Here is a 25,545-nt window from a genome sequence, read left to right as displayed (position 1 = left end):
TCGGCTCGCCGACAGCCTTGCCGGCTGTCGGCGATAGACCGACTGCACGCGGCTGTCAGGCTGCGTTGCTTAATTTACGTGCAAACGACGCCGTTCCCTGTTCGAGCTCTTGCGACATTGCGCGAAACAGGGTGTAACACATGGTGAGCAGCACAAAGCAGAAAGGCAGCCCGGAGGTGACCGACGCCGTCTGAATTGCGCTCAGCGGATCGCCGCCCCCAAGCGTGCCGGCGACCAGCAGAACCGCCGCGATAACGCCTTCAAGAATCGCCCAGAACAGACGCTGTTCCCAGATCGGATGCGGATCGCCGCCATTGGTGAGAATGTCGACGACCAGCGAACCGGAATCCGACGAGGTCGCGAAGAAAAGGGTGACCACGACGATTTGCAGCATGGCCGCGACAGCGGCCAGCGTACCCGCCACCGGCAGGGCATCGAGGACCACGAAGATCATGTGCGATGCGTCCGCATCCAGCAGGGCCTGATTACCACCGCCTTCGAGCAGGCCGTGGAGCGCGGTACGCCCGAAAATAACGAACCATGCAATGGATGCACCACTGGGCACCAGCAGTGTGCCCAGAATGAACTGGCGAATGGTGTAGCCATGCGATATGCGTGCGATGAACATGCCGACGAACGGCGACCAGGAAATGAACCAGCCCCAGTCGAAGATCGTCCACGCGGTCTGGAATGCTTCGCCCTGTTCGTCGGTGAACAGGCGCAGACTCGTCAGCGGCAGATTCTGAATGTAGTAGCCGAGATCGGTGCCCAGATAACTGAGGATATACAGCGTTGGTCCGGCAATGAACACGAACAGGGCCAGTAACCCTGCCAGCGCCGCGTTGAATAGCGATAGCCGACGAATACCGGCACTGATGCCCATCATCACGCTGCCGATGGCGATCAGTTCGACCACCAGAATGATTGCCAGCTGTGTGCCGAGCCCGCTGCTGACCGGCAGCATGCCGCTCAATCCCGCGGCGATCTGGCTCGCACCCAGGCCAATCGAGGTGGCCAGGCCGAACAGGGTGCCGAACACCGCGAGAATATCGATCGTGTGCCCGATCGGGCCATAGATGCGATCGCCTATGAGCGGATAGAACGCGGAGGCCGGTTTGAGTGGCAGTCCTCGCCGATAGGAGAAATAGCCCAGCGCCAGGCCGAGCACAATATAGGCACCCCAGGGGTGCAGCCCCCAGTGGTAGAAGGTGTAGTTCATGGCGGTCTGGGCAGCGGCCGCGGTCTGACCCTCGCCGAACGGCGGGTTCTGGTAAAGCATGACCGGTTCGGCGACGCCGTAATAAACGAGCCCGACACCCATCCCGCAGGTGAACATCATCGACAGCCATGAAAAGGTGCTGAACTCGGGCCGCGAATCATCCGGGCCGAGCCGCAAGCGGCCGGCACGACTGAATGCCACGCCGACCACGAACACCAGAAACGCGGCCATGCTGAACACGTACAGCCAGTCGAAATAGGTGCTGATGAAGTCGTTTACCTGATTGGCGACACGCGAGAACGGCGCCGGCGCGAGCGACGCCCACGCGACCATGACCAGCATAATCCCGCCGGATATGAGAAACACCGGCGGGTTGGTGTGGGTTTGAATGTAATTTTTCAGTCGAGACAAAACGTTATTCCTGTTGAAGCTGAACGGGTCACGGTGCGCAGGCCGCCGCCGCGCTGGCAGAGCGGTGCTTCGTACCGCTGCGATGGTGTGCGTGGCGTTCGCTGCCGCAGCGCCCGCCGCGGAGCGCCAAGCACCAGATTGAGGCGCGGCCTATCGCCTTAGTTCAGGCGCGCGGCAGGTCGTTGCCAACAACGTTCATGCCGGCCCGAAGTGGCCATGTCTGCGCGGGCGTCACACATGGGCGCCGGGCAAGCGCCGGCAAACGTGTTTACTCGCCACCCACTAATAGGATGGCCGCCTCCCAGAGACGCGCGAATATGGACCCGGCAGCCCTATCTGTGAAACGCTAATTATTGAAAGAAGCATCAATAAAGTTGATAGGTAATGCGTACGCCCGTGGTCGACCTGAAAGCCATGCAGAGTTTTGTTGCCATCGTCGAGAGCGGCAGCTTTACCGCGGCGGCCGAGCAGATGAACTACTCGCAGTCGGCGATCAGCATGCAGCTGCAACGCCTGGAAGCGTCGCTTGGCGTGGCGCTGGTCGCGCGCACATCGCGTCAGCTCAAGCCCACGCGTGCCGGGCGTGAAGCGCTCGGTTATGCACGCGAGATGCTGCGGCTCAGTTCCGAGTTGCGAGAACGTGTTGCGGGCGACGAAGTTGCCGGCGAGGTCCGTTTGGGCCTGCCTGCCGACTTTGCCCTGTACATGCCGGAGACGCTGGCGCTGTTCGCAGAGCGCCATCCGCAGGTCGAGATGGAAGTGCGTTCGGAACTTAGTGTCACCCTCGTCGAACAAGTCGAGGCGGGCGATATCGACATGGCGATCGTCACCCGCCAAGCTGGCCTGGCGGGCGGCCAGCAGCTGCGCAGGGAACCGCTGGTGTGGGCCGTCGCGCCAGGCGCTGCTGCACACCTGTGCCGGCCGCTACCGCTGGCGCTGTGGCCGCAAGGCATCTGTGCGTTTCGTGCCGCGGCCACCGAGGCGCTCGATCGTGCCGGACTGCCGTGGCGCTCGGCCTACGAAAGCCAGGCCTTCGGCGCGCTGCGCGTGGCCGTGGTTGCCGGCCTGGCCGTCACCGTTGCCATTCCGAGCATGGTCGATTCCGAACTGGAGATTCTCGACCCTCGCCAGGCGGGCCTGCCCGAACTCCCTTCGATCGACATACGGCTATTTCGCCGCGAAGGCCGCGCCAACCGTGCCGCGTCGTCGCTTGCCGAGCTGATCGTAGACCGCGTTAGAAAGCAGCGTCACTTCCGCTAGAGCACTGAACGCCAGGAGTCAGAACACATCGGTGAGCATGCCCAACGCTGCGATCGCCATGATGACGGCCGCGGTTTTGAAGATCGCCTTTTTGCGATGCCGCCGTCGATGTCGATATCGGACGGCCGACGCGCGCTTGCAGGCGGCATGATTAGTTGCTTGTCGAGCGGTTGGCCTGGCTAGCTTTTCTCGACGGCGGCCTCGGCTTCATTCGGTGCCGGGGCGCCGAGTTTTTCCAGCAACGTTTGGATATGTTCGACTCGGGTTTCGACGTCCGGCATGTCGCGGAAAAACACTAGGCGGGCATCGCCTTCCAGGCGGTAGCGTTTTGCATCCGACTGCACCAGCGCTATCAGGCGGGCCGGGTCGATACGGCTGTTGCGGGCGAAGTTGAGTCGGCCCACGTCGGGGCCGGCCTCGATCTTGGCGATGGCCAGCGGGCTGGCCATGAGCTTGAGCGCGGTGGCGGCGAACAGGGTTTCCGTGGCTTCGGGCAGCAGGCCGAAGCGGTCGATCAGCTCGACCTTGAGCGCGCGCAGGGCGGCTTCGTCCTTGGCCGAACTGATGCGTTTATAGAGCACCAGCCGGATATGCACGTCCGGGATGTATTCCTCGGGCAGAAGCGCCGGCGCGCCCAGTTCGACTTCGGTGGCCGACATCAGTTCGTCGGCATCGGCCTCGGGCACTTCGCCGCGCTTGAACGCACCCACGGCGCGGTCGAGCATCTGCCGGTATAAATCGAAGCCGATTTCCTGAATCTGGCCGGACTGGCCTTCGCCAAGCAGCTCGCCCGCGCCACGGATTTCCAGATCGTGGGTGGCCAGGGCAAAACCGGCCCCCAGATCGCCGAGCGAGGCGAGGGCGTCGAGGCGCTTTTCCGCGTCCGGCGTCATCGATTCCCGGGGCGGGGTGAGCAGATAAGCATAGGCACGATGGTGCGACCGGCCCACGCGCCCACGCAGCTGGTGCAGCTGGGCGAGGCCGAAGGTATCGGCCCGGTCGATGATGATGGTGTTCGCACTCGGCACGTCGATGCCGGATTCAACAATCGTGGTGCAGAGCAGGATATCGAAGCGCCGATGATAGAAATCGAGCATGGCGGCTTCGAGTTCGCGCTCGTGCATCTGGCCGTGGGCCACCCGAATACGGGCTTCCGGCAGGATCGCGCCCAGATCGCGGGCGACGCGCTCGATGTCCTTGACCTTGTTATGCAGGTAGTAGACCTGCCCGCCGCGACGCATTTCACGGCGCACGGCTTCCTGAATGAGCGCGGTGTCCTGGCGCGACACGAACGTCTGAATGGCCAGGCGCGATTCCGGCGGCGTGGCGATGATCGATAGATCGCGCAGGCCGGACAGGCTCATGTTGAGCGTGCGCGGAATCGGCGTGGCGGTGAGCGTGAGCAGATCGACCTGGGCACGCAGGCTCTTGATGCGTTCCTTGTGACGCACGCCGAAGCGGTGTTCTTCGTCGACGATGAGCACGCCGAGCTTCTTGAAGCGAATATCTTTTTGCAGCAGCCGATGGGTGCCGATAACGATATCCAGCTTGCCGTTTTGCATATCGTCCAGCAGTTCGTCGCGCTGCTTGCCGGTGCGCAGCCGCGACAGGGCCGCGACCTTGACCGGCCAGTCGGCAAAGCGGTCGGCGAAGTTCTGATAATGCTGCTGGGCGAGCAGGGTGGTGGGCACCAGCACACAGACCTGATAGCCGGCCGATATGGCGGCAAAGGCTGCACGCAGGGCGACCTCGGTCTTGCCGAAGCCCACGTCGCCACAGACCACGCGATCCATGGGCGTGGCCTTGGCCAGATCGGCCAGCACTTCGTCGATGGCGCGCTGCTGGTCCGGCGTTTCCTCGAAGGCGAAGCCGGCGGCAAAACGGGCATAGTCGTCGGCGTCGGGCACCATCGCCACGCCTTCGCGAGCGGCGCGTCGAGCCTGGATTTCGAGCAGCTCGGCGGCGACGTCGCGGGCACGTTTGGCTGCCTTCTTGCGGGCCTTGGCCCAGCGGTCGTTGCCCAGCCGGTGCAAGGGCGCGGTTTCGGCGTCCGCGCCGGTGAAGCGATGCACCAGATGCAGCGAGGCGACCGGCACATAGAGCAGATCGCCGCCGGCGTATTCGATGGTGACGAATTCGTTTTCCACCCCGCCGGCGGAGAGCTTTTGCAGGCCCTTGTAGCGGCCCACGCCATTATCCTGATGCACGACCGGCGCGCCGGGGGCCAGGTCGGTGAGCTCGCGAATCGCCGTTTCCGGGTCGCGGGTGACACGGCGGCGCTTCTTGGCGGGCGGGCGACTGCCGGTGAGCTGGCTTTCGGCAATGATGGCGATGCCATCGCCGGCGAGCACCGCACCGGCTTCCAGCGGCGCGCTGGTCACGGCGATATGCTTGTTGTGGTCGATGAAGTCGGACCAGCCCTCGGCACGGGCCGGGGCCAGGCCCAGCGAGGTGAGCCAGTCGCGCATCGCTTCGCGGCGGCCGGCCGAGTCGCCGGTAATGAGGATTCGACCCTCGAACTCGTCGAAGAAGCTGCGCAGCGCGCGCCCGGTGGCCGCGATATCGGCGCCGGACATTGGCGGCACCGGCGCCACGTCGAATACCGCGTCGGCCGAGATCGCCTCGTCGACGATACGGGCGGCGGTGAGCCCGTCCAGTCCGCTGCGCAGGCGATCGGGCGTGACGAAGGCCTCTGCCGGGGCGAGCAGCGGGCGCTCCGGGTCGACACTGCGCTGTTCGTGGCGGGATTCGATCGAGCGCCAGGCGGTGGCCAGCGCCTCGTCGACATCGCCGAGTTCCACGATCGCCGTGTCGGCGGGCAGATAATCGAACAGGGCCGCGGTCTCGTCGAAGAACAGGCTCAGATACGACTCGATGCCGCCCGGCGGAATGCCGCGCGAGACATCGCGATAGATCACGCTCGCGCCCGGATCGCCCTCGAAGCGCTGGCGATAGCGCGAGCGAAATGCCTTGATGGCGTCGTCGTCGAGCGGAAACTCGCGCGCCGGCAGCAGTCGGATCGACTCCAGCTTGTCCGTGGAGCGTTGGGAGTCGGCATCGAAGGCGCGGATGGTGTCGATTTCATCGTCGAACAGATCCAGCCGATAGGGCGTGTTCGAGCCCATCGGGTAGAGATCCATCACCGCGCCGCGAATGGCATATTCGCCGTGGGTGCGCACCTCGGAAACGGCCGCATAGCCGGCGGCTTCCAGGCGTTCACGCAGGGCATGGAAATCGAGCGTGTCGCCGACCTTGAAGACCATTGCCCGTGCGTCCACGAAGGTGGTCGGCGGCAGCGGCTGGACCAGCGTATCGGCAGCGATAATGAGAATACCGCGCCCCATGCCCGGCAGGCTGTGCAACAGGGCCAGCCGCTCGGAGATGATATCCGCATGCGGCGAAAATACGTCGTAGGGCAGGGTTTCCCAGTCCGGGAAATGACGCACGGCGAGGTTTTCGTCGGAAAAGAAGCGTAGTTCCTCTTCCAGACGATAGGCGCGGTGCTCGTCGGCCACCACGGCCACGGTCAGCCCATCGCGGGCCTGGGCGGCACGCGCCAGCGCGATCGACGTGGCACAGCCGTGCAGACCCTGCCAGGCATCGTGTGCACCCGCGCGCAGCGCCGGCGGCGCCAGGGCACGGGTGTTTGCGTTGTTTTCGGTTACGACAGCCATGAGAAGCGGCGGATTATTGCATAGTCGAGGCCCGAGGCGGGCATGGAATGGCCGAGCTCAGTTGCGGTAGGGCTTTGCCTATCGACGCCTTATTCTTCGCCCATTCGTGGCGGCCCCTAAAAACGGAAGGAGCCGAAGCACCCAGGGCGGCACGAAGCCTCGCAGGGCGACGTATGACGACCAGATTGCCATGACCAACGCGCCGAAAAGAAATGACCAGCCTTCAACGGGTGCGACCGCGTAACGGTAGGTTTCGTAAGCCAGCGATAGCACGACCAACCAGCTGATAAGCGCTAAGCCGAACGCCAAAACCCGCATAACGGGTCTGGCTTCATTCGCGGCGAGTTTAGGCTTTTCAAAATCCATAGCGGCTGCCGCCCCAATAGCCGATGTCGAAAACGCGCTCGTGTCGTGATCAGTCGCGATAACGCCGGGTGATATCGTCGAAGGCATCGATACGGCGATCGCGAAGGAACGGCCAGATACGGCGTACCGACTCGGTGCGATGCAGATCGACGTCGGCAACCAGCAGTTCGCTGCTTTCGCCGGCTTCGGCGAGTGTTTCGCCCTGCGGGCCGAATACGAAGCTGTGCCCCCAGAAACGGATTTCGGTGGTGTTGTCGCCCTCGATGCCCACCCGGTTGGAGGTGACCACGGCGAGGCCGTTGGCGATGGCATGGCCGCGTTGAACGCCTTGCCAGGCGTCGAGTTGGCGCTGCTGTTCGGGCGCGTCGTCGGTGGCATCGTCCCAGCCGATCGCCGAGGGATAGACCAGCAGTTCGGCGCCGGCCAGGGCCATGAGGCGGGCAGCTTCCGGATACCACTGATCCCAGCACACGAGCACACCGAGCCGGCCGATGGAGGTATCGATCGGCGTGAAGCCGAGATCGCCCGGGGTGAAATAGTATTTTTCGTAGTATTCCGGATCGTCCGGAATATGCATCTTGCGATAGCGCCCGGCCAGCGTTCCGTCGGCATCCAGTACCACTGCGGTGTTGTGATACAGCCCGGCCGCACGGCGTTCGAACAGCGAGGCGACCACCACCACGCCGGCATCACGGGCGGCCGCGGCCAGGCGTTCGGTGGACGGACCGGGGATCGGTTCGGCCAGATCGAACAGCGCCGGGTCTTCGCGCTGGCAGAAGTAGGGCGTGTTGTGCAGCTCGGGCAGCAGCACGAGCTTTGCGCCGGCGGCGCCGGCCTGTTCGATATGCGCGACCGCGGTATCCAGATTGGTGGCGGGGTCGGGCGTGCAGGCATATTGCGCCACGGCAACGCGCAGCGGGGCGGAATCGTTCATCGAGGCAACTCGGCAGGAATTTGCATGGCCGCACAATGGAGGCCGCCGTGCTGGCGAATCAAGGCACGGCTGTCGACGCGGCGAATATCGCGATCCGGGAACAGCCCGGCGATGATCTCGTGGGCGTCGTCGTCGGCCGGATCGTCGAAGGCGGGGATGACCACACAGCCGTTGGCGATAAGAAAGTTGGCATAGCCGGCCGGCAGGCGATGACCGTCTTCCGGATCGTGCACCGGCGCGGGCAGCGGCAGTTCGACCAGTCGATAGGGCTGGCCCTGGGCATCGCGCAGGGCGGCCAGTTCTTCGGCCATGGCGTCAAGCGCGTCGTGGTGCGCGTCCTGTGGGTCGCGACAGCCCTGGTAGGCGATGGTATCGGTGGCGACGAAACGGGCCAAGGTGTCGATATGGCCATCGGTATCGTCGCCGATGAGATCGCCCCGGGTGAGCCAGTGGACGGTGTCGGCACCCAGGGCGTCGGCCAGCGCGGCGACGGCGCGATCCCGATCGAAGCCGGCGTTGCGCCGGCCCTGCAGCAGGCAGCGCTCGGTGGTGAGCACCGCGCCCGCGCCGTTGGATTCGATGCTGCCGCCTTCAAGCGTGATCTCGTGGCGCTCGATCGGGCTGTCGCCCAATACGCCGGTGGCATGCAGGGCGGCGGTGAAGGCATCGTCGCGGCTGGCTTCGAACTGGCCGCCCCAGCCGTCGAAACGAAAATCCAGAAAACGTCGTGCGCCGTCGTCGAATACCGTGATCGGGCCGGTATCCCGGGCCCAGATATCATCGTTGGCCACGTCAACCACGGTCAGTGATGCAAGATCGGCAAGCAGCCGATGCGCGGCGATGCTGGCGCGACATTCGGCGTCGGCGGCGGCCAGAATCACGGGTTGATAGTCGCAGAGCACGGCGGCGAACTCGGCGATGGCATCGCGGGCGGCGTCGAGGCCATCGCCCCAGTCGCCGCCGCTGCGCGGCCAGACGAGAACGGTGGCTTGTTGGGCCGCCCATTCCGGCGGCAATACACGTTCGGTCATCAATTGGCAGGCTGAAGTTCGTCGCTATGGGTGACGGGTTCGAAATGATCGGGCACGACCGCGTGCAGCACATGGTCATACTCGAAATACAGCCGATACTCGGGATAGTCCCAGCGGGTGATCGGCGGCTGGCCCACCGGCTGGCTCTTGCTCAGCGGCGCACCGTATCGCGCCTCCACGCGCGCCTTGGTCATGCCACGCGGCGGGGTGTCCGGGCGCGGCGTGGCCGCACCCTGTACCGTGTTTTCGCCGGCGGGCATATCGAGTACCGTGCCGCGCGTTTGTGTCTGGCTAGTGCCGGAATCGGAAGTACTGTCGTCAGCGTAACCGCTGTTCGACTGAGCGCAGGCCGCGCCACTGATCAAAAACAGTCCCGAAATCTGAACTAAAACAAGCAGAGACGTTCTCATGCGCATGACTCAAATCCCCGACGATGGTTTTCGGCGTCAGACCCCCTGCGCCGATCGCAACCATTATGCTTTAATGCGCGCCAATGTTTAGACCCCTCGAACTCTACGCCGGCCTGAAATACACGCGGGCCAAGCGGCGCAACCATTTCATCTCGTTCATTTCGTCCATCTCGATGGGCGGAATTGCGCTCGCGGTGATGCTGCTGATTACCGTGCTGTCGGTCATGAACGGTTTCGAGGCGGAACTGCGCGACCGCATTCTCGGCATGGCCTCGCATGTGGAGATCTCGGCCGGGCGCGGGGCATTGCAGAACTGGCAGAACGTGGAAAACCAGGTCGATACGCGGCTGGCCGATGTGACCGGATCGGCGCCCTATATCAGCGGCGAAGGCATGGTCCGCAGCGGGCGCAACATGGCCGGCACGATGATTCGCGGCGTGTTGCCCGACAAGGAACGCAAGGTGTCGGATGTGGCCGACCACATGGTCGCCGGCCAGTTCGACTCGCTCGAGAAAGGCAAGTACCGCATCGTCATCGGCGCGGAACTGGCGGCGATTCTGGGCGTGGGCGTAGGCGACAAGGTCGACCTGATGATTCCCGAGGCCAATATCACCCCGGCCGGCATCGTGCCGCGGTTCCGGCGCTTTACCGTCGGCGGGATATTCCAGGTCGGCATGTACGAATACGACCGCGGTATGGTCATGATCCATATGGGCGATGCCGCCACGCTTTACAACATGGGCGACGGCGTGACCGGTGTACGGCTGCATCTCAAGGACATGTTCGATGCGCCCGATGTCAGCCGACAGCTGGAGGTCATGCTCGACCCCGGCAAGCGCATGTCCGACTGGACCCGCCAGCACGCCAACTTCTTTCACGCCATCGCCACCGAAAAGACGGTGATGTTCATCATCCTGAGCCTGATTATCGCGGTGGCGGCATTCAATATCGTGTCGATGCTGGTGATGGTGGTCACCGACAAGCAGGGCGATATCGCCATTTTGCGCACGCTGGGCATGTCGCCGAAGTCGGTGATGGCGATCTTCATGGTCCAGGGCTCGCTGATCGGCGTGATCGGCACGGTCGTGGGCGTGGTGCTGGGTGTGTTGCTGTCGATCAATATCGAACACATCGTGCCCATGCTCGAAAGTCTGTTGAACACCGATCTGCTGTCGGCCGACGTGTACTACATCAGCCAGCTCAAGGCCGAGCTGCACGAAACCGACGTGGTGCGCATTGCGCTGCTGTCGCTGGTGCTGTCGTTCCTGTCGACGCTCTATCCCGCGTGGCGAGCCGCCCGCGTGCAACCGGCCGAGGCGCTGCGTTATGAGTAATTCCAGCGACGCGACCACGAGCGTGCTTGGCTGCACGCATCTGTCCAAGACGTTCACGGAAGTCCGCGAGCCGATCACCGTGCTCGACGATATCAACCTGAATGTCGCGCCCGGGGCCAAGATCGCGGTGATCGGCGCCTCCGGGTCGGGCAAGTCGACACTGCTGCATCTGCTGGGCGGGCTCGATGTGCCCACCCAGGGCGAGATTCATATCGCCGGTCGCAACATGACCACGCTGTCGAACGCCGCCCGCGGCAAGCTGCGTAACGAAAAGCTGGGTTTCATCTACCAGTTTCATCATCTGCTGCCGGAGTTCACCACGGTCGAGAACGTGGCCATGCCGCTTTTGATTCGGCGTGGACCGCCGAAAAAGGCACTGGACGCGGCCCGCGATCTATTGCGCCAGGTGGGCCTGGGCGCGCGCCTGGATCACAAGCCCACGGAACTGTCCGGCGGCGAACGCCAGCGCGCAGCGGTGGCACGGGCACTGGTTACGCGCCCGGCCTGTATTCTGGCGGATGAGCCGACCGGCAACCTCGATCATCGCACCGCGTCGAGCGTGTTCGACATGATGCTCGAGCTCAATGCGTCGATGAATACCAGCCTGGTGATGGTCACCCACGACCGCGAACTGGCCCAGCGCATGGATCAGGTCTGGAGCCTGGCCGATGGGCGCCTGTCGGCGGCCCAGGACAGCGCCTTCGCCTGATCTGTCCGCGTCGCGGCGCTGCAAGTGAAGTCCGGCAGCGCCGTTTTACCGCCGGTGAATAAGCGCTAGGCTGACCCCCACAACCCAAAAGCGTGTTCATAAAACGCCGGGACGGGGATGACGGGGCAGTGGGGTGCGATCGCTGGCAGGCAGGCGGGATGGCTACGCGCGTGTGCCTGGGCCCTGCGTGTGGCCGAGCGTGATCCGCGCTGGCTGGCTGTTTGTCTTGTGGCGGCGGTCGGTACCACCTATCTTCAGCCGACGCCGGTTCCCTTGTGGTTGCCGGTTGTCGCGTTACTGCTGTGTTTATGGCGCTGGCCCGGTCGTGGGCTGTTGGTCGTGGCGGCGTGTGCGACCGCCTGGACGAGTTTCGGCATACAACAGCAACTCGCCGCACGCTGGCCGCTGGAACGCAGCGGCGAAACGGTGACCATGACCGGGCATGTCGCCGGCGTCGTCGCCCATGAAGCGTATCGCACGCGCTTCGTGCTCGTGCGCGATACAGCGCCTTATCGTCTGCGCCTGTCCTGGTACGACCATGGCGACGATCTGTTGCCCGGCGATTGTTTGACCGGCGCGTTCAAACTGGAGACGCCGCACGGCTCGGCCAACCCTGGCACGTTCGACTATGAAGCCTGGCTCTGGCGCGAGCGCATCGATGCCACCGGCTATATCCGCCACGCCACCCACTGCGACGGCCGCGCGACGTGGTCTATCGACCGCCTGCGCGCGTTGGCCGTGCAGCGGATCGCGCCGTATCTCGAGGCCAGCGCCATGCGCGGCATTATCGAGGCGCTCACGCTGGGGATTCGCGATCGCATCAGCGATGCGCAATGGGAGGTACTGCGGGCGACCGGCACATCGCATCTTGTGGCCATCTCCGGACTGCATATCGGCCTCATCGCGTTCTGGCTGTTCGCATTTGCGCGCTGGCTGGTACTGCGTATCGCACCGCGCGCGCCGGCGTCGCTACTGGCCGGCGGCGTGGCGTTTGCGGGCGCGCTGAGCTATGCCTTGCTGGCTGGTTTCGCACTGCCCACCCAGCGCGCACTGGTGATGGTCGCCGGTGGCTTGTTCGCCGTGGTGACGATGCGCCGTATCGCGGTGTCGCGCATTCTGGCGATTGCCGCGATCGTCGTGGTGGTCTGGGCGCCGGTATCGGTGATCACGCCGGGTTTCTGGCTATCGTTTGGCGCAGTCGCGTGGCTGGTTTATCTGGCGCGCATGGCAACGCGCCGGCGCGTGCTCGGCTTCATTGGGTTACAGCTGGGACTGGTGGCCGGGCTCGCACCGCTTGGCGCCTGGTTTTTCGGGCAGACCTCCTTGATCGCGCCGCTGGTCAATGCGGTGTTGATTCCCACGGCTGTCGGGTTGGTGCCGCTGTTGCTGCTGGTGACCATTGCCGCGTTGGTCGTGCCGACCCTGGGCGGGCCGGTGCTGGCGTTGGTCGCCACCGTGCTGGGCGCAGCGTGGCCCGGCCTGGCCGCGCTGGCAGCCTGGCCGTGGTCCACGGTGCAACCAGTGGTGCCCGGGGCCATCGCGCTGGTGCTGGCGGTGACGGGTATCGCGTTGCTGGCAATGCCGCGCGGTCTGCCGGGGCGCTGGTTGGCGCCGGTGTTTTTGTTGCCGACGTTGCTGGGCTGGCGCCCCGCGATCGATGACATTCCGGCGGGCGGGCTGCGCGTGACTGTGCTGGATGTCGGGCAGGGGTTGGCTGTGGTGGTGCGCACGCGTGCGCATACGCTGGTGTATGACGCGGGACCGGCCTATCGCACCGGTTTCAATGCGGGAAGCGCGTTCGTGGTGCCGTATCTGCGCCATGTCGGCCGTGCAAGCGTCGATCGCCTGATGATCAGCCATAGCGATATCGACCATATGGGCGGCGCGCAGGCGATCGTGGATCAACTAAAGGTCGTGCGTCGTCTGGGGGCCGGTAGCGCACAGCCCTGCCGCAGCGGTCAGCACTGGCGTTGGGACGGCGTGGATTTTTCCGTGATCTATCCGCGCGACAGCGATATCGCCTCTGGCATGACCGATAACGCGCGTTCCTGCCTGCTGCGTATCGACGCGCCGGCCGGACACATACTATTGCCGGGCGATATCGAGGCCGCGACAGAGGCCCAGCTCGTAGAGCGCGATGCGAATGCGCTGGCCGCGGATGTACTCGTCGTGGCCCACCACGGCAGTGCCAGTTCCAGCTCGAACGCATTTGTCGAGGCGGTATCGCCCAGCCTGGCTCTCATCTCGGCCGGCTGGCACAACCGCTGGGGTTTTCCCAATGCCGCGGTGGTGGGCCGGCTCGGGGCAGCGGGGGCAGATGTCATCAATACGGCCACGTCGGGCGCGATCGAACTCGATATGGCGCCCGATGCACCGGCGATCAGCGTGACACGCTGGCGCGAGCGCGCGCCGCGGGTGTGGCATACGCCCTGAGGGCGTGGGCCTGCCGGCAGTATGGGTGGCCGGCAACGATTCAGGCGCTTATCATGCCGTCTTGCCTGACATTCAAGGAAAAGGCATGGCAGAAATGCTGGCGGCCGGTGGCTGGCTGATGCTACCGATCGCGATCTGTTCCGTGCTCGGCCTCGCCATCGTGATCGAGCGCGCCTGGGCATTGCATATCCAGCGTGTTGCGCCCCCGCGGCTGCTCGAACAGCGTGCCCAGTTGGCACGCTCGCCCGCGCTGTCGAACGCGGATCGACAATCGCTGGAGGCGCACAGTCCGCTCGGCCGTGTCTGGGCCGCGGTGATGGCGACGCGCGGTGAAGGCACGGACATTCGCCGCGAACGGATCGAGGAGGCCGGCCGTCAGGCCGCCCACGACATGTCGCGCTATCTGAATACGCTGGGCACCATCGCCGCGATTACGCCGTTGCTGGGTCTGCTCGGCACGGTGGCGGGCATGATCCAGATCTTCGCGACGATGACCGAAGCCGGGCTGGGCGATGCCCAGGCGCTGGCGGGTGGTATCGGCCAGGCGCTGGTGACCACGGCGGCCGGGTTGTGCGTGGCGATCCCGGCGCTGGTGGCCTATCGCTATTTCAACGGCCTGGTGGAAAAACGCGGCCTGCTGCTCGAGCAATGGGCGGTGCGTCTGATTGAAGACCAGCGCGACGCGCCAAGCACATGAAATTCGTACGCCGCGTCGCCGATCAGGAGCCATCGGTCAATCTCACCCCGTTGATCGACGTGGTGTTTCTGCTGCTGATCTTTTTCATGGTTTCGAGCCGCTTCATCGACGAAAAGCAGCTCGAACTGGAGTTGCCCGGCGCGGCCAGTGCCCAGGCGGTGGCCAGCGAACAGGCGGTGATCGTGGAGATTAATGCCGATGGCGGCTATCGCGTCGACGGCCGTGGGCTCGCCGCGAATGCGTTGGTCGCATCGCTGCTATCACTACGGGCACAATATCCGGATCGGCCGCTGCGTTTACGCGCAGATGGTGCGGCCAGCCATGCGGCCGTGGTGCGGGCCATGGACGCGGCCGCACAGGCCGAATTCGACCGTGTGGAGATCGCAACCGGTGGCGATGCCCGCTGACCGTCGGGCCCGGCGCACGACGCGTCGGGTTGTTCACTTTTACGTATAGGCCTTTCATTTTGGCGCGAGAGAAATTCGAAACGAACATGCCGATCGGCGAGATCTATCCTCGCCTGCTGCGTTATACCTGGCGCCACAAGAAATGGCTGGGTATCGCCGCGATCGGCATGGCGGGTTACGCGGCGGCCGATACGGCTCTCATCTATATCCTCAAGCCGTTGCTCGACGGCAGCATCGTCGACCGCGACCCGTGGATGATCCGCTGGATCCCGGCGTTCATGCTGGTGCTGTTCCTGTTTCGTGGCGCTTTTGGGTTTTGTTCGAGCTACGGCATGTCGTGGGTCGCCAATCGCGTGATCTACAACGTGCGCAGCGATATCTTTTCCCAGTTCCTGCGTCTGCCGTCCAGCTTTTTCGATGCCAATTCGACCGGCAAGACCACGGCCAAGCTGACCTATTACACCGGCCAGATCTCGGGCGCTGCCACCAGCGCGATCACGATCATGATCCAGGACTCGCTGCGGGTCGTGGGTTTTACCTTTCTGATGTTCTGGATCAACTGGTCGCTGGCGCTGATTACGCTGGTGGTCGGGCCGATTATCGCGGTCATCGTCAGCCATGTCTCGAAGCGCTTTCGGCGTTACAGCATGAGCATTCAGCAGTCGATGAGCGATATCACCCACGTCAGCGAGGAAGTTCTCACCGGTCAGCGGGTGGTCAAGGTCTTCGGCGGTGAAGAACGCGAGCGCCGCAGTTTCGACAAGATCAACGAGCGCAACCGTCGCATGTCGATGCGCAAGGCCACCACCAGTGCGGCGAGTGTGCCCGTGATTCAGCTGATCGCCGCATTCGCCGTGGCCTTCGTGGTGTCGGTTGCGGTACGCGATACCGGCGGCGGGGTAATGTCACCGGGCGATCTGGCCGCCTTCTTCGGCGCCATGATGGCCATGATGGGCCCGATCAAGCGCCTGACCAGCGTGAACGCGACCATTCAGGCGGGCATGGCCGCGGCCGGCGCGATTTTCGAGTTGATCGACGAGCCGACCGAGAACGACCACGGCACCCTGGCCATCGATCGCGCCGAAGGCCATATCGAAGTGCGCGATCTGTGGTTTCGTTACCCCCGAACCGAAACCGATGTCCTGCGCGATATCGGCTTCGAAGTGAAACCGGGCCAGACGGTCGCGTTTGTGGGCCGCTCGGGCAGCGGTAAATCCACGCTGCTGTCATTGTTGCCGCGGTTCTACGATTATGATCGCGGCAGCATACTGCTCGACGGTCATGACCTGGCCGAGTATCGGCTCACCGATCTGCGCCGCCAGATCAGCCTGGTCGACCAGAACGTGATTCTGTTCAACGATACCGTCGCCGGCAATATCGCGTACGGGGTGCTGGGCAATGCCGATCGCGAGACGGTAATCGATGCCGCCAAACGGGCATATGCGGATGAATTCATCCAGTCGCTGCCCAAGGGCTATGACACCCTGGTAGGCCAGAACGGCATCATGCTGTCGGGTGGCCAGCGTCAGCGTATCGCCATTGCCCGCGCGCTGCTCAAGGATTCGCCGATTCTGATTCTGGACGAGGCGACCTCGGCACTCGATACCGAATCCGAAAAAGCGATCCAGAAAGGTCTGGATGTGCTCATGCAGAATCGCACCACGCTGGTGATCGCTCATCGGTTGTCGACCATTCAGGATGCCGATCTGATCGTGGTCATGCACGACGGCGAACTGGTGGAAAAAGGCACGCACAGCGAGCTGATGCAGATCGGTGGTCATTATCGCGGTCTGCACGATATCCAGTTCGCGCGCCCGGACTGAACGCATAGGCATGGACGCTGTGTCGGTACAGCCCATGCCGTATTGTCGGACTGATTGATGCGTGAAGCGCTCGAACGCAGCTGGTACGACCCGAACGGGGCCTGGTCGCTGCTCAAACCGCTGGCCTGGGTATTCGGGGGCGTGGTGGCGCTACGCCGTGGCGGTTATCGGCGCGGCTGGCTCGCCAGCGAACGCGTCGATGTCCCCGTGCTGGTGGTCGGCAATATTACTGTGGGCGGCAGCGGCAAGACGCCGCTCACGCTCGCCCTGATCGACAAGCTGCGCGCACGCGGTCTACGCGTCGGCGTGGTATCGCGTGGCTATGGCGGCAAATCGGATCGCTATCCGCTCGATGTCGACGCCGATACGCCGGCCGCGCTTGCCGGCGACGAGCCAGCGATGATCGCACGCCAATCCGGTGCGCTCGTAGTGGTGGATCCGCGCCGGCCGCGCGGCGCGCGCCGGCTGGTCGCGCAGGGCGCGGATATCGTGATCGCCGACGACGGTCTGCAGCACTATGCACTGGCCCGAGACGCCGAGATCGCGGTCACCGATGCGCGCCGCGGGCTGGGCAATGCGCGGCTGTTGCCGGCCGGGCCGCTGCGCGAAGCGCCGGCACGCCTGGATACGGTGGATCTATCGCTGGTGCACGGGCAGGGCGCAGACTTCTGGCTCGCGCCGGGCGCGGCCTATCCGGTCGCCGGGGCCGGCGCGACGCGCGAACTCACGGCCTTTAAAGGCGCGCCGGTGCATGCAATTGCCGGTATCGGCGATCCGCGCCGTTTTTTCGACATGCTGCGCGGACAGGGCCTCGAGGTGATCGAACACCCCATGCCGGATCATCATCGTTATGAGCCGGCCGATCTCGACTTCGCGGACGATTACCCGGTGCTCATGACCTGCAAGGACGCGGTCAAGTGTGGCGCATTCGATAACGCCGGCCGCTGCTGGCAGGTGCCGGTTCGCGTATCGTTCAGTCAGGCATGCGAGGCGCGTATCGAGGCGCTGCTCGATCGCTTGACCGAGCGCGTGCACATGCATCGAGGATAGAAGAACGTATGGATTTCGTTGTCATCATTCCGGCCCGGCTGGCGAGCACACGTCTGCCCAACAAGGTGCTGCGTACGATTGCCGGCGAGCCGATGCTCGCCCATGTCTGCCGTGCCGCCCGGGCCAGCGGCGCGGCCGAAGTGATCGTGGCCACCGATAGCGAGGCGGTGGCCGAGGCCGCGCGGGTGGCCGGCGTGAGCGCGTGCATGACCCGTGCCGATCACAGCTGCGGTACCGATCGTATCGCCGAAGTAGCGGCGCAAAATAGCTGGCCCGATGAGGCGATCGTGGTCAATGTTCAGGCCGACGAACCGTTGATGCCGCCGGCGTTGATCGATCAGGTCGCCGCGGCGCTGGCAAACGACACCGACGCCGCGATCGCCACCGCTTATACGCCGATTGGCGATGCCGAGACGTTTCATAACCCCAATGTGGTCAAGGTGGTCGCCTCGGCCGCCGGGCGTGCCGTGTATTTCAGCCGCGCGCCGATTCCGTTTCATCGCGATAGCGGCAATACCGATTTTGCCCGGTCGGCACGCCGTCATCTGGGTATCTATGCCTATCGCGCAGGTGCGCTCAAACGCTTTTCGGCAGCGGCACCCGGCGCGCTGGAGCGTATCGAATCGCTCGAGCAACTGCGGGCTTATGAACTGAATATGCCAATCGCGCTGGTCGAGGCGGTCGAAGTGCCTGGCCCGGGCGTGGATACCGTCGAGGATATCGCCCTGGTGGAAGCGCTGATGGCCTCCCGGCCGGCCTCGGAGTCCGCATCATGAATCGATCGCCCACCCGTGTCATGTTTGTCTGCCTGGGCAATATCTGCCGCTCGCCGACCGCGCATGGCGTTTTCCGCCAGAAGGTCGCGCAGGCGGGTCTGGCCGACCGGATCGAAATTGCGTCCTCGGGCACGGGCGACTGGCATATCGGCAAGCCGCCGGATGCACGCGCGGCCCGCGCGGCGCGGGCGCGTCGTGTCGATATCGACGATCTGCGTGCCCAGCAGGTCACGGCGCAGGATCTAGCGGATTTCGATTACGTGCTGGCGATGGATGCCGACAATCTGGCGTCGTTACAGACCCTGTATCGGGCTACGCCGCAAGCGCGGGCTGAAGTCGACCTGTTCATGCGTTTCAGCAACGACTATCGCAATCAGAGCGTGCCGGACCCGTATTTCGGCGGCGACCGTGGTTTCGAGCTCGTCCTCGACATGATCGAGGATGCCTCGGCCGGGCTGTTGGCCGATATCCGCAAACGCTGGGCCGGTATCGATTAAACGCTGGCGGCGGCGGTTTGGCGGGCTTGCCGGCTATCGTCCTGATGTCGTGCGAGCGATACGCCCGGCGTCACCGGTAATCTGACGCAGACATAAAGCAGACATAAGAAAGGCCCGGCCCATCGTGGGCCGAGCCTTTACACAGCGGTGCGCCTCAGGCTACTGGCCGCCGGTATTGGCCGGCTTTTGCTTAGATTCCGCGTCGTCCGCCTGCGCATCGGCATCGACCTGCGTTTCCACCTGCTCGAGCCGGCTTTCCTCGCTATCGGCTGGCGTGTCGGCTTTGCCGACAACCTCATCGAGGCTGGCCCGCGGTTGTGCCTGGGGCACATCCGCCGCTGCCGGTGCTGTGTCGTCGCTGCTCTCCGCCGCTTCGGTTTCGGGTGGAGCTTCGGCATCCGCCTTGGCGCTGTCGTCGATATCGGCCTGCTGGGTCGGCTCACCGGCTTGGGTTTCGACCTGTTGCAGCGTGCTGGACTCGTCGCCCGCTGTGGCGGCCTTGGCCGGCGTGGCCTTTTTCTTGGCCGGGCGCTTGCGCTTGGGTTTGGGCGCCGGCTCGTCGCCCTCGGCCGATCCGGTATCGGATTTTTCGGCAGCGGCTGTCGGGCGCGCCGGATTGTCCGTCGCTTCGGCCGCGTCTTCAGCGCCGGTGCTGGCCGCGGCGTCGTCTGCCGGTTCGGCCGGTTTCGCGGGTTCTTCCTGCTCGGTTTCGGTCGGGGTCTCGTCGACCGCGGGCGCGCTTGCGGGTTTGGGCTCGGGCTTCGGCTTGGCGGTATCACCGCTTTCGCCTTCGTCGGCACGGGCGCTGGCCGCCTGCTCACTGGTTTCGACCGTACCGAGTTCGGATTCGGCCTGGGCCGGCTTGTGCCCGGACGCTGCCTTGGCGTTCTCGCTGGCGGTCACCGCCGACCAGGGCTGATCGTCCTCGGGCGCGGGCGCCTGTAACGGTTTGGAGGCCTCGGCCTGTTTTTCCGCGCTCGGCTCGGCAGCCGGGGCGTTCTCGTGGCTGCTCGTCTGCGTTTGGCCCTGAGTCTCCGCCTCGTTACTTTGCGCTTCGGCCTTCGCGTTATCGGCTGGCTTGTCCGCGTTCAGCGAGGCGTCGTCGGCCGGTGTGGGCGTCGCCGATGCGTTGTCGCTGTCGCCCGGTCTGGCCTGCGCCGCGGCCTGGCTGTCATCAGCTGTGCTCGTGGCGCCATCCGATTGCCCCTGTGCGCTACCGGCCTGGTTGGCCTCATCTTCGCCATCGGCGTTCTGGGACTCGCCGTTCTGCGAATCGCTGGCGCTCTTGTTGCGATTGCGCCCACCACGACGCCCGCGTCCGCCGCGCCGACGACGGCGACGGCCGCCGCCTTCGTTATTGCTGTCGGTGCTCGTGTTGTCGGCGTTGTCGCTGGTGTTTTCGGCCGCGCTCTCGGTGGCCGCTTCGGCCGTCGTATCGTTGGTCGCCGCCTGCTGGGTGGCGTCCTCCGGCTTCGGCTCGTTATTGGCCGCCGCCTTGGGCTTCGACTGCTTGGCGTCGTCTGCGTTTTTCGTCGGCGCGGACTTTTCTTTCTTTTGTTCGTCCTTCGGGGTGTCGTCGCCCTTGGCGTCGTTCGCCTTGTTCTGCGCGGGCTTTTTATCCTTGGGCTTATTGTTGCCGCCGTCGCTGCGCTTGTTGGCGTTATCCTCGTTCTTGCGCGTGTTGTTCGACTTGTTCTGGTTGTTCTGGTTGTTCTGGGCGTTTTCGTTGTCGCTATTGTCGTTATCGCCTCGGTTGTTACGCCGATTGCGTCCGCCGCGGCGCGAACGCTTGTTGGCGTTGTTGCCGCTATTGTTGTCGCTGTTGCTCTGGTTGTCGTTCGAGCGATTGCCGCGCCGTGGCTTGGTCTTGCGCGCGCCCTCGTTGCGATCGCCGCTATCGTCGCGCTTGTCGGCGCTGCTATCGCGCGCCTGTGACTGGCTGCTGTCGGTGCTGGCCGCGGTCGTCGTGGTGGCGGGGCGGGCGTCGCCGGCGAAGATACGCCGCAGTGCATCCCAGAGTTGTTGCCAGGGCGTCATGACGGCCGTAGGCGGCGCAGCCGGTGCCTCGGCGGCGGGCGCCTTGCGTTCGATGACCGGGGCGTCGGGACGGGCGACCCGCTTGACCGCCGGTTCTTCGCGGGCGGTCGCGGCGGCGCTGTGATCCGGCTCGACCGGTTTTTCGATCTCGACGTGGGTGTCCAGACGATAGCTGGTGGCGTCGTTGGCGTCTTCGGAAAGCTGGTCGCCGCGCACACGCTTGATTTCGTAGTGCGGGGTTTCCAGGGTGTGGTTCGGCACCAGGGTGACCTGGGTGCCGGAGCGTTTTTCCACGCCGGCGATATCGTCGCGTTTTTCGTTGAGCAGAAAGCTGGCGACCGCGATCGGCAACTGTACGATCACGCGGCCCGTGGCCGGCTTCATTGCTTCTTCCTCGAGCAGGCGCAGAATCGACAGCGACAGCGACTCCACGCTGCGAATCGAACCGCGGCCCAGGCAGCGCGGGCAGGCCTGCGAGGAATATTCCGACAGCGACGGCTTGAGGCGCTGGCGCGACATCTCGAGCAGGCCGAAGCGCGAGATACGCCCGATCTGAACCCGCGCGCGGTCGGCCTTGGCCGCCTGCTTGAGGCGGTTTTCCACCTCGCGCTGGTTCTTGTTGTTCTCCATGTCGATGAAGTCGATGACCACCAGTCCGCCGAGATCGCGGATACGCAGCTGGCGGGCGACCTCATCAGCCGCTTCGAGATTGGTGTTGAAGGCGGTTTCCTCGATGCCGCCGCCCTTGGTGGCGCGCGCCGAGTTGATATCCACCGAGGTCATCGCCTCCGTGTGGTCGATGACGATCGAGCCGCCGGAGGGCAGGGTGACCTCCCGTTCGAAGGCGCTCTCGATCTGGGATTCGACCTGGAAACGCGAGAACAGCGGCGTTTCGTCGGTGTAGTGCTTGAGCTTGTTGAGGGCATGCGGCATGACCTGCTGCATGAACTCGCGCCCGGTTTCGTAGATATCGGCCTGGTCGATGAGCACTTCGCCGATATCGTCGCGCAGGTAGTCACGCAGCGCGCGGATGATGACGTTGGATTCCTGGTAGACCAGAAACGGCGCCTTGCGCGCTTCGGCCGCGTCGTTGATCGCTTTCCAGACCTGGACCAGATAATCCAGATCCCATTGCAGCTCTTCGGCGCAGCGGCCGACGCCCGCGGTGCGCACGATCACGCCCATGCCGTTGGGGACCTGAACTTCGTTGAGCGCTTCGCGCAGCTCGTTGCGATCCTCGCCCTCGATACGCCGTGACACGCCGCCGGCACGCGGGTTGTTGGGCATGAGCACCAGATAGCGCCCGGCGAGGCTCACGAAGGTGGTGAGGGCGGCACCCTTGTTGCCACGCTCCTCTTTTTCCACCTGGACGATGATCTCCTGACCTTCGGACAGCGCATGCTTGATGCTGTCCTTGCCGTTACCACCGTTGTTGTTCTTGTTGAAGTAGTCCTTGGCCACTTCCTTGAGCGGCAGAAAACCGTGCCGATTGCCGCCGTAATCGATGAAGGCGGCTTCGAGGCTCGGCTCGACACGCGTCACGCGGCCCTTGTAGACGTTGGCCTTGCGCTGTTCGCGGCTGCCGACTTCGATATCTAGATCATGGAGTTTCTGGCCATCGACGATCGCCACGCGCAGCTCTTCGGGCTGCGTGGCGTTGATCAAAATGCGTTTCATTCGAATGGATCTCGACTGGCGCTCGACTGCCCGAGAGTGTGAGCGGCGCGCGCAAACAGGCGCCGGCCGCCGGCGTACCCGTGTTGTCGCAGCCGGTTATGGCGTTAGCGATCACGTGGTGCACAGCAGCAATCAGACAGGAGCACATGGATAAATAAATGACTCTTAGCGGAAACACGCTGGTCGCCGGGGCGCATGCTAGGCTTGCCCTGCTTTATTTTCAGCGTGTGACAAATGACTGTCAGTCGGTGATTGCGTACCCGCGCGGGAAAGGCGTCGGCGGACAGGTCAATCAACCCGACCTTGGGAGTGTAATCTGACTACGGCACCCGCTCAAGTTCGCTATGTCCGTGTCGATCATAACGACGCCGACATGCGACTCGACAATTTTCTGTTGCGTACCTTTCGCAACGTTCCGAAATCGAAGGTCTATCGCATCATTCGCAGCGGCGAGGTGCGGGTCAACCGCGGCCGAGCGAAACCGGGGACGCGCCTGAACGAAGGCGACGAGATCCGGCTGCCGCCCGTGCGTCAAAAAGAAAAGCCGGGCCCCGGGCGCCCGCCCGACGCACTCATCGCCAAAACACGTGCGGCGTTGATGCTCGAACGCGACGATCTGCTGGCGTTCAACAAGCCGGCGGGCCTGGCGGTGCATGCCGGCAGCGGCCTGCGCTTCGGTCTGATCGAGGTACTGCGCGTGGCGCGCCCCGGCGAGTATGTAGAACTCGTACACCGGCTCGATCGCGCCACCAGCGGTTGTCTGCTGGTGGCCCGCTCGCGCGTGGCCCTGGATGCGCTGCGTGCCGGCCTCAACGATGCCAGCGCGACCAAACGCTATCTGGCGCTGGTCGACGGCCACTGGAAAGCCGGCGCGGTGGAAGTGGATGCGCCGCTGTCGCGCGATGTGGAGCGGGGCGGCGAACGCATGGTCACGGTGGACCCGAGTGGCGGCAAGGTGAGCGTGTCGCGTTTCGAACCGATCGCCTTTTATGAGGATGCCACTTTAATGTCTGTGCGCATCAAGACCGGACGCACCCATCAGATTCGCGTGCACGCCGCGCATTGCGGGCATCCAGTGGCCGCCGATGACAAGTATGGGTCCAATCAGCGCGCGCGGCTGTGGCAGGAGCGCGGGTTAAAGCGCATGTTCTTGCATGCCGAACATATCGACATGCCATACGACAACGACACACTGCAGCTCGACGCGCCGCTGGCGAATGACTTGCAACAGATACTGGATCGGCTGGATAAGGCGTAATGAAGCGATACGAACTGCTGGTATTCGATTGGGACGGCACGCTCATGGACTCGGCCGGCGAGATCGTGGCCGCGATGCAGAACGCGATTCAGGAGATCGGCCTGCCGGAGCGCTCGCCGGACCGCATGCGTGAACTCATTGGCCTGGGTCTGGACGATGTGCTGGCCCGGCTGTTTCCCGAACTCGACACCCAACGCGTACGCGCGCGCCTGCACGCCTATCGCGTGCGCTATGGCATGAAGCGCAGCGCCGCCGAGCTGTTTCCGCCCGTGCGTGGGGCGCTGGATACACTCAAGGCCCGCGGTTTCACCATGGCGGTGGCGACGGGCAAGAGCCGGCGCGGGCTCGATTCGGCCCTGCGTTCGACCGGTACCGAAGGGTATTTCCGCTGGACCCGCTGTGCGGACGAATCCACGCCCAAACCGGCACCGGACATGCTCGAAGAAATTCTGCTGTGGTCGGCGACCGTGCCCGAAAATGCGCTGATGATCGGCGATACCGAATACGATGTCGCCATGGCTCGCGCCGCGGGCGTGGATGCGATCGGTGTCGGCTGTGGCGTGCACGATGCCCAGCGCCTGCGCCGCGCCGGGGCGATCGAGGTGCTGGACAGTGTCGAGACGCTACCCGAGTGGCTGGCGTGCGAACGGCGTAGCGCGTAGGGAAGCACTGCACAACCTGTCGTGGTCGCGCCGGCGTGCTTTGCGCGCGATTGACAAGGAAGTGAGAGCGTAGCGTGCTCGTTGCGCGGTAGCGAACACTGACGCCGATCAAGCGCGCGCAAAGCCCCGGCCCGCAAGGGGTTCGGCCTCAAATGCGCCGCGACGGCGTTGCCGAGCTTGACCTGCCAATGAGGCAGGCGCTGCGCTCGGACGCCTTGTCGCAACGCATTTGAGGACTCGAACGCGAGCCGCGAGACGTTATGCAGAGCTTCCCTAGGGAATCTCGACGCCGGCCTGTTCGAGCATTCGGCACAGCGCGATCAGCGGCAGGCCGACCAGGGTCGACGGGTCTTTCGTTTCGATCGACTCGACCAGACTGATGCCCAGGCCCTCGGACTTGATACTGCCGGCGGTGGCGGTCACGTCTTCGGCGGCTACATAGCGCGCGATCTGGGCATCGCTGAGTTCGCGAAAGCGTGTGGTGACCGTTTCTACCTGGGCGCGCGGCGTCTCGAAGTTGGGAGCGCATACGCACAGCCCGGTATGGAAATAAACGGTCTTGCCGGATTGTCGGCGCAGTTGCGCGCGCGCTTTTTCCGGGGTGCCCGGCTTGCCGAGAATGTCACCCTCGACATCGGCGACCTGATCGGAGCCGATCACGATGGCCTCCGGCCAGTCGTCGAAAATGGTGCGCGCCTTGGCGATGGCCAGGCGCTCGGCCAGCGCGGCCGGGGCCTCGCCAGCGCGCGGGGTTTCGTCGATATCCGGCGACGTGGCTTCGAAGCGAATACCCAGTTGTCTGAGCAGCTGGCGGCGCCAGGGCGAGCTGGAGGCGAGGATGATCGGTGCAGGGCGGTGCGAGGCCATGACATATCCTTGG

At 64.4% G+C, this 25,545-nt stretch carries 19 protein-coding genes; 12 read left to right on the top strand and 7 right to left on the bottom strand.

All coding sequences use genetic code 11. From position 1 onward, the window contains the following. Nucleotides 1-55: 55 nt before the first annotated feature. Nucleotides 56-1,630, bottom strand: coding sequence for a BCCT family transporter (locus tag S4A8_RS09560; protein ID WP_353219963.1), 1,575 nt, complete (start codon nt 1,628-1,630; stop codon nt 56-58). A 384-nt stretch (nt 1,631-2,014) separates the two neighbouring features. Between S4A8_RS09560 and S4A8_RS09555 the strand changes: the two genes are divergently transcribed. Next, nucleotides 2,015-2,890, top strand: a complete 876-nt coding sequence (locus S4A8_RS09555) for a LysR substrate-binding domain-containing protein (protein WP_353219962.1) — start codon at nt 2,015-2,017, stop codon at nt 2,888-2,890. 179 nt (nt 2,891-3,069) lie between these two features. Here the strand turns inward: S4A8_RS09555 and mfd are convergent, their stop codons facing one another. The 4 genes from mfd to S4A8_RS09535 form a co-directional block, all read right to left on the bottom strand. Further along, entirely contained in the window at nt 3,070-6,564 is a 3,495-nt protein-coding gene (gene mfd, locus S4A8_RS09550) for a transcription-repair coupling factor (protein WP_353219961.1), read from the bottom strand. 415 nt (nt 6,565-6,979) lie between these two features. After that, nucleotides 6,980-7,864 carry a carbon-nitrogen hydrolase gene (locus tag S4A8_RS09545; protein ID WP_353219960.1) on the bottom strand — a complete coding sequence of 295 codons (885 nt, stop codon included), beginning with the start codon at nt 7,862-7,864 and terminating at the stop codon, nt 6,980-6,982. Next, the gene (locus S4A8_RS09540) at nt 7,861-8,895 is read right to left on the bottom strand and encodes an agmatine deiminase family protein (RefSeq protein ID WP_353219959.1); all 1,035 of its coding nucleotides are present in this window, start codon (nt 8,893-8,895) and stop codon (nt 7,861-7,863) included. The genes S4A8_RS09545 and S4A8_RS09540 overlap by 4 nt, the downstream gene beginning before the upstream one ends. Further along, nucleotides 8,895-9,305, bottom strand: coding sequence for a hypothetical protein (locus tag S4A8_RS09535; protein WP_353219958.1), 411 nt, complete (start codon nt 9,303-9,305; stop codon nt 8,895-8,897). Before S4A8_RS09535 ends, S4A8_RS09540 begins: the two co-directional genes overlap by 1 nt. Nucleotides 9,306-9,388: 83 nt before the next feature. Here S4A8_RS09535 and S4A8_RS09530 point away from each other — a divergent pair, with 83 nt between their 5' ends. The 9 genes from S4A8_RS09530 to S4A8_RS09490 all read left to right on the top strand — a co-directional run bounded on the left by S4A8_RS09530 (nt 9,389) and on the right by S4A8_RS09490 (nt 19,031). Beyond that, complete coding sequence (locus S4A8_RS09530; RefSeq protein ID WP_353219957.1) at nt 9,389-10,639, top strand: lipoprotein-releasing ABC transporter permease subunit; 1,251 nt, start codon at nt 9,389-9,391, stop codon at nt 10,637-10,639. Continuing rightward, nucleotides 10,632-11,348: a lipoprotein-releasing ABC transporter ATP-binding protein LolD gene (gene lolD / locus S4A8_RS09525; RefSeq protein ID WP_353180018.1), complete on the top strand. Its 717-nt coding sequence runs from the start codon at nt 10,632-10,634 to the stop codon at nt 11,346-11,348. Before S4A8_RS09530 ends, lolD begins: the two co-directional genes overlap by 8 nt. A 273-nt stretch (nt 11,349-11,621) precedes the next feature. Beyond that, nucleotides 11,622-13,781, top strand: a complete 2,160-nt coding sequence (locus tag S4A8_RS09520; RefSeq protein WP_353219956.1) for a DNA internalization-related competence protein ComEC/Rec2 — start codon at nt 11,622-11,624, stop codon at nt 13,779-13,781. A gap of 85 nt (nt 13,782-13,866) precedes the next feature. Then, nucleotides 13,867-14,478 (top strand): MotA/TolQ/ExbB proton channel family protein, encoded by a 612-nt coding sequence (locus S4A8_RS09515; RefSeq protein WP_353219955.1) that lies wholly within the window; start codon nt 13,867-13,869, stop codon nt 14,476-14,478. Next, nucleotides 14,475-14,885: an ExbD/TolR family protein gene (locus S4A8_RS09510; protein ID WP_353219954.1), complete on the top strand. Its 411-nt coding sequence runs from the start codon at nt 14,475-14,477 to the stop codon at nt 14,883-14,885. Before S4A8_RS09515 ends, S4A8_RS09510 begins: the two co-directional genes overlap by 4 nt. A 59-nt stretch (nt 14,886-14,944) precedes the next feature. Then, nucleotides 14,945-16,708: a lipid A export permease/ATP-binding protein MsbA gene (gene msbA, locus S4A8_RS09505; RefSeq protein ID WP_353219953.1), complete on the top strand. Its 1,764-nt coding sequence runs from the start codon at nt 14,945-14,947 to the stop codon at nt 16,706-16,708. Nucleotides 16,709-16,765: 57 nt separating this feature from the next. Continuing rightward, nucleotides 16,766-17,758 carry a tetraacyldisaccharide 4'-kinase gene (lpxK, locus tag S4A8_RS09500; protein ID WP_353219952.1) on the top strand — a complete coding sequence of 331 codons (993 nt, stop codon included), beginning with the start codon at nt 16,766-16,768 and terminating at the stop codon, nt 17,756-17,758. Between the two features lie 8 nt (nt 17,759-17,766). Next, nucleotides 17,767-18,534 carry a 3-deoxy-manno-octulosonate cytidylyltransferase gene (gene kdsB / locus S4A8_RS09495; RefSeq protein WP_353219951.1) on the top strand — a complete coding sequence of 256 codons (768 nt, stop codon included), beginning with the start codon at nt 17,767-17,769 and terminating at the stop codon, nt 18,532-18,534. Further along, a complete protein-coding gene (locus S4A8_RS09490) occupies nt 18,531-19,031 on the top strand; it encodes a low molecular weight protein-tyrosine-phosphatase (RefSeq protein ID WP_353219950.1) in 501 nt (166 codons plus the stop codon). Before kdsB ends, S4A8_RS09490 begins: the two co-directional genes overlap by 4 nt. 159 nt (nt 19,032-19,190) lie before the next feature. On the opposite strand, the gene S4A8_RS09485 is transcribed toward S4A8_RS09490, so the two are convergent. Further along, the gene (locus S4A8_RS09485) at nt 19,191-22,745 is read right to left on the bottom strand and encodes an Rne/Rng family ribonuclease (protein WP_353219949.1); all 3,555 of its coding nucleotides are present in this window, start codon (nt 22,743-22,745) and stop codon (nt 19,191-19,193) included. Between the two features lie 373 nt (nt 22,746-23,118). Here S4A8_RS09485 and S4A8_RS09480 point away from each other — a divergent pair, with 373 nt between their 5' ends. Beyond that, nucleotides 23,119-24,003, top strand: coding sequence for an RluA family pseudouridine synthase (locus S4A8_RS09480; RefSeq protein ID WP_353219948.1), 885 nt, complete (start codon nt 23,119-23,121; stop codon nt 24,001-24,003). Further along, entirely contained in the window at nt 24,003-24,665 is a 663-nt protein-coding gene (locus S4A8_RS09475) for an HAD-IA family hydrolase (RefSeq protein ID WP_353219947.1), read from the top strand. Before S4A8_RS09480 ends, S4A8_RS09475 begins: the two co-directional genes overlap by 1 nt. 273 nt (nt 24,666-24,938) lie before the next feature. On the opposite strand, the gene S4A8_RS09470 is transcribed toward S4A8_RS09475, so the two are convergent. After that, on the bottom strand, nt 24,939-25,532 hold the full coding sequence (locus S4A8_RS09470) for a Maf family protein (protein ID WP_353180034.1): 594 nt from the start codon (nt 25,530-25,532) through the stop codon (nt 24,939-24,941). Nucleotides 25,533-25,545: the final 13 nt, after the last annotated feature.

It is taken from the genome of Salinisphaera sp. S4-8 (assembly GCF_040361235.1).
GTDB lineage: Bacteria > Pseudomonadota > Gammaproteobacteria > Nevskiales > Salinisphaeraceae > Salinisphaera.
Note: the sequence above shows the minus strand (reverse complement) of the source record. Positions and strands in the feature narration are given on the sequence as shown.

Bases quoted from the DNA above. Each gene is read 5' to 3' on its own strand.
- S4A8_RS09555 (WP_353219962.1), top strand. From the start codon at position 2,015: ATGCGTACGCCCGTGGTCGACCTGAAAGCCATGCAGAGTTTTGTTGCC.
- mfd (WP_353219961.1), bottom strand. From the start codon at position 6,564: ATGGCTGTCGTAACCGAAAACAACGCAAACACCCGTGCCCTGGCGCCG.
- S4A8_RS09545 (WP_353219960.1), bottom strand. From the start codon at position 7,864: ATGAACGATTCCGCCCCGCTGCGCGTTGCCGTGGCGCAATATGCCTGC.
- S4A8_RS09540 (WP_353219959.1), bottom strand. From the start codon at position 8,895: ATGACCGAACGTGTATTGCCGCCGGAATGGGCGGCCCAACAAGCCACC.
- S4A8_RS09535 (WP_353219958.1), bottom strand. From the start codon at position 9,305: ATGAGAACGTCTCTGCTTGTTTTAGTTCAGATTTCGGGACTGTTTTTG.
- S4A8_RS09530 (WP_353219957.1), top strand. From the start codon at position 9,389: ATGTTTAGACCCCTCGAACTCTACGCCGGCCTGAAATACACGCGGGCC.
- lolD (WP_353180018.1), top strand. From the start codon at position 10,632: ATGAGTAATTCCAGCGACGCGACCACGAGCGTGCTTGGCTGCACGCAT.
- S4A8_RS09515 (WP_353219955.1), top strand. From the start codon at position 13,867: ATGGCAGAAATGCTGGCGGCCGGTGGCTGGCTGATGCTACCGATCGCG.
- S4A8_RS09510 (WP_353219954.1), top strand. From the start codon at position 14,475: ATGAAATTCGTACGCCGCGTCGCCGATCAGGAGCCATCGGTCAATCTC.
- lpxK (WP_353219952.1), top strand. From the start codon at position 16,766: ATGCGTGAAGCGCTCGAACGCAGCTGGTACGACCCGAACGGGGCCTGG.
- kdsB (WP_353219951.1), top strand. From the start codon at position 17,767: ATGGATTTCGTTGTCATCATTCCGGCCCGGCTGGCGAGCACACGTCTG.
- S4A8_RS09490 (WP_353219950.1), top strand. From the start codon at position 18,531: ATGAATCGATCGCCCACCCGTGTCATGTTTGTCTGCCTGGGCAATATC.
- S4A8_RS09485 (WP_353219949.1), bottom strand. From the start codon at position 22,745: ATGAAACGCATTTTGATCAACGCCACGCAGCCCGAAGAGCTGCGCGTG.
- S4A8_RS09480 (WP_353219948.1), top strand. From the start codon at position 23,119: ATGCGACTCGACAATTTTCTGTTGCGTACCTTTCGCAACGTTCCGAAA.
- S4A8_RS09475 (WP_353219947.1), top strand. From the start codon at position 24,003: ATGAAGCGATACGAACTGCTGGTATTCGATTGGGACGGCACGCTCATG.
- S4A8_RS09470 (WP_353180034.1), bottom strand. From the start codon at position 25,532: ATGGCCTCGCACCGCCCTGCACCGATCATCCTCGCCTCCAGCTCGCCC.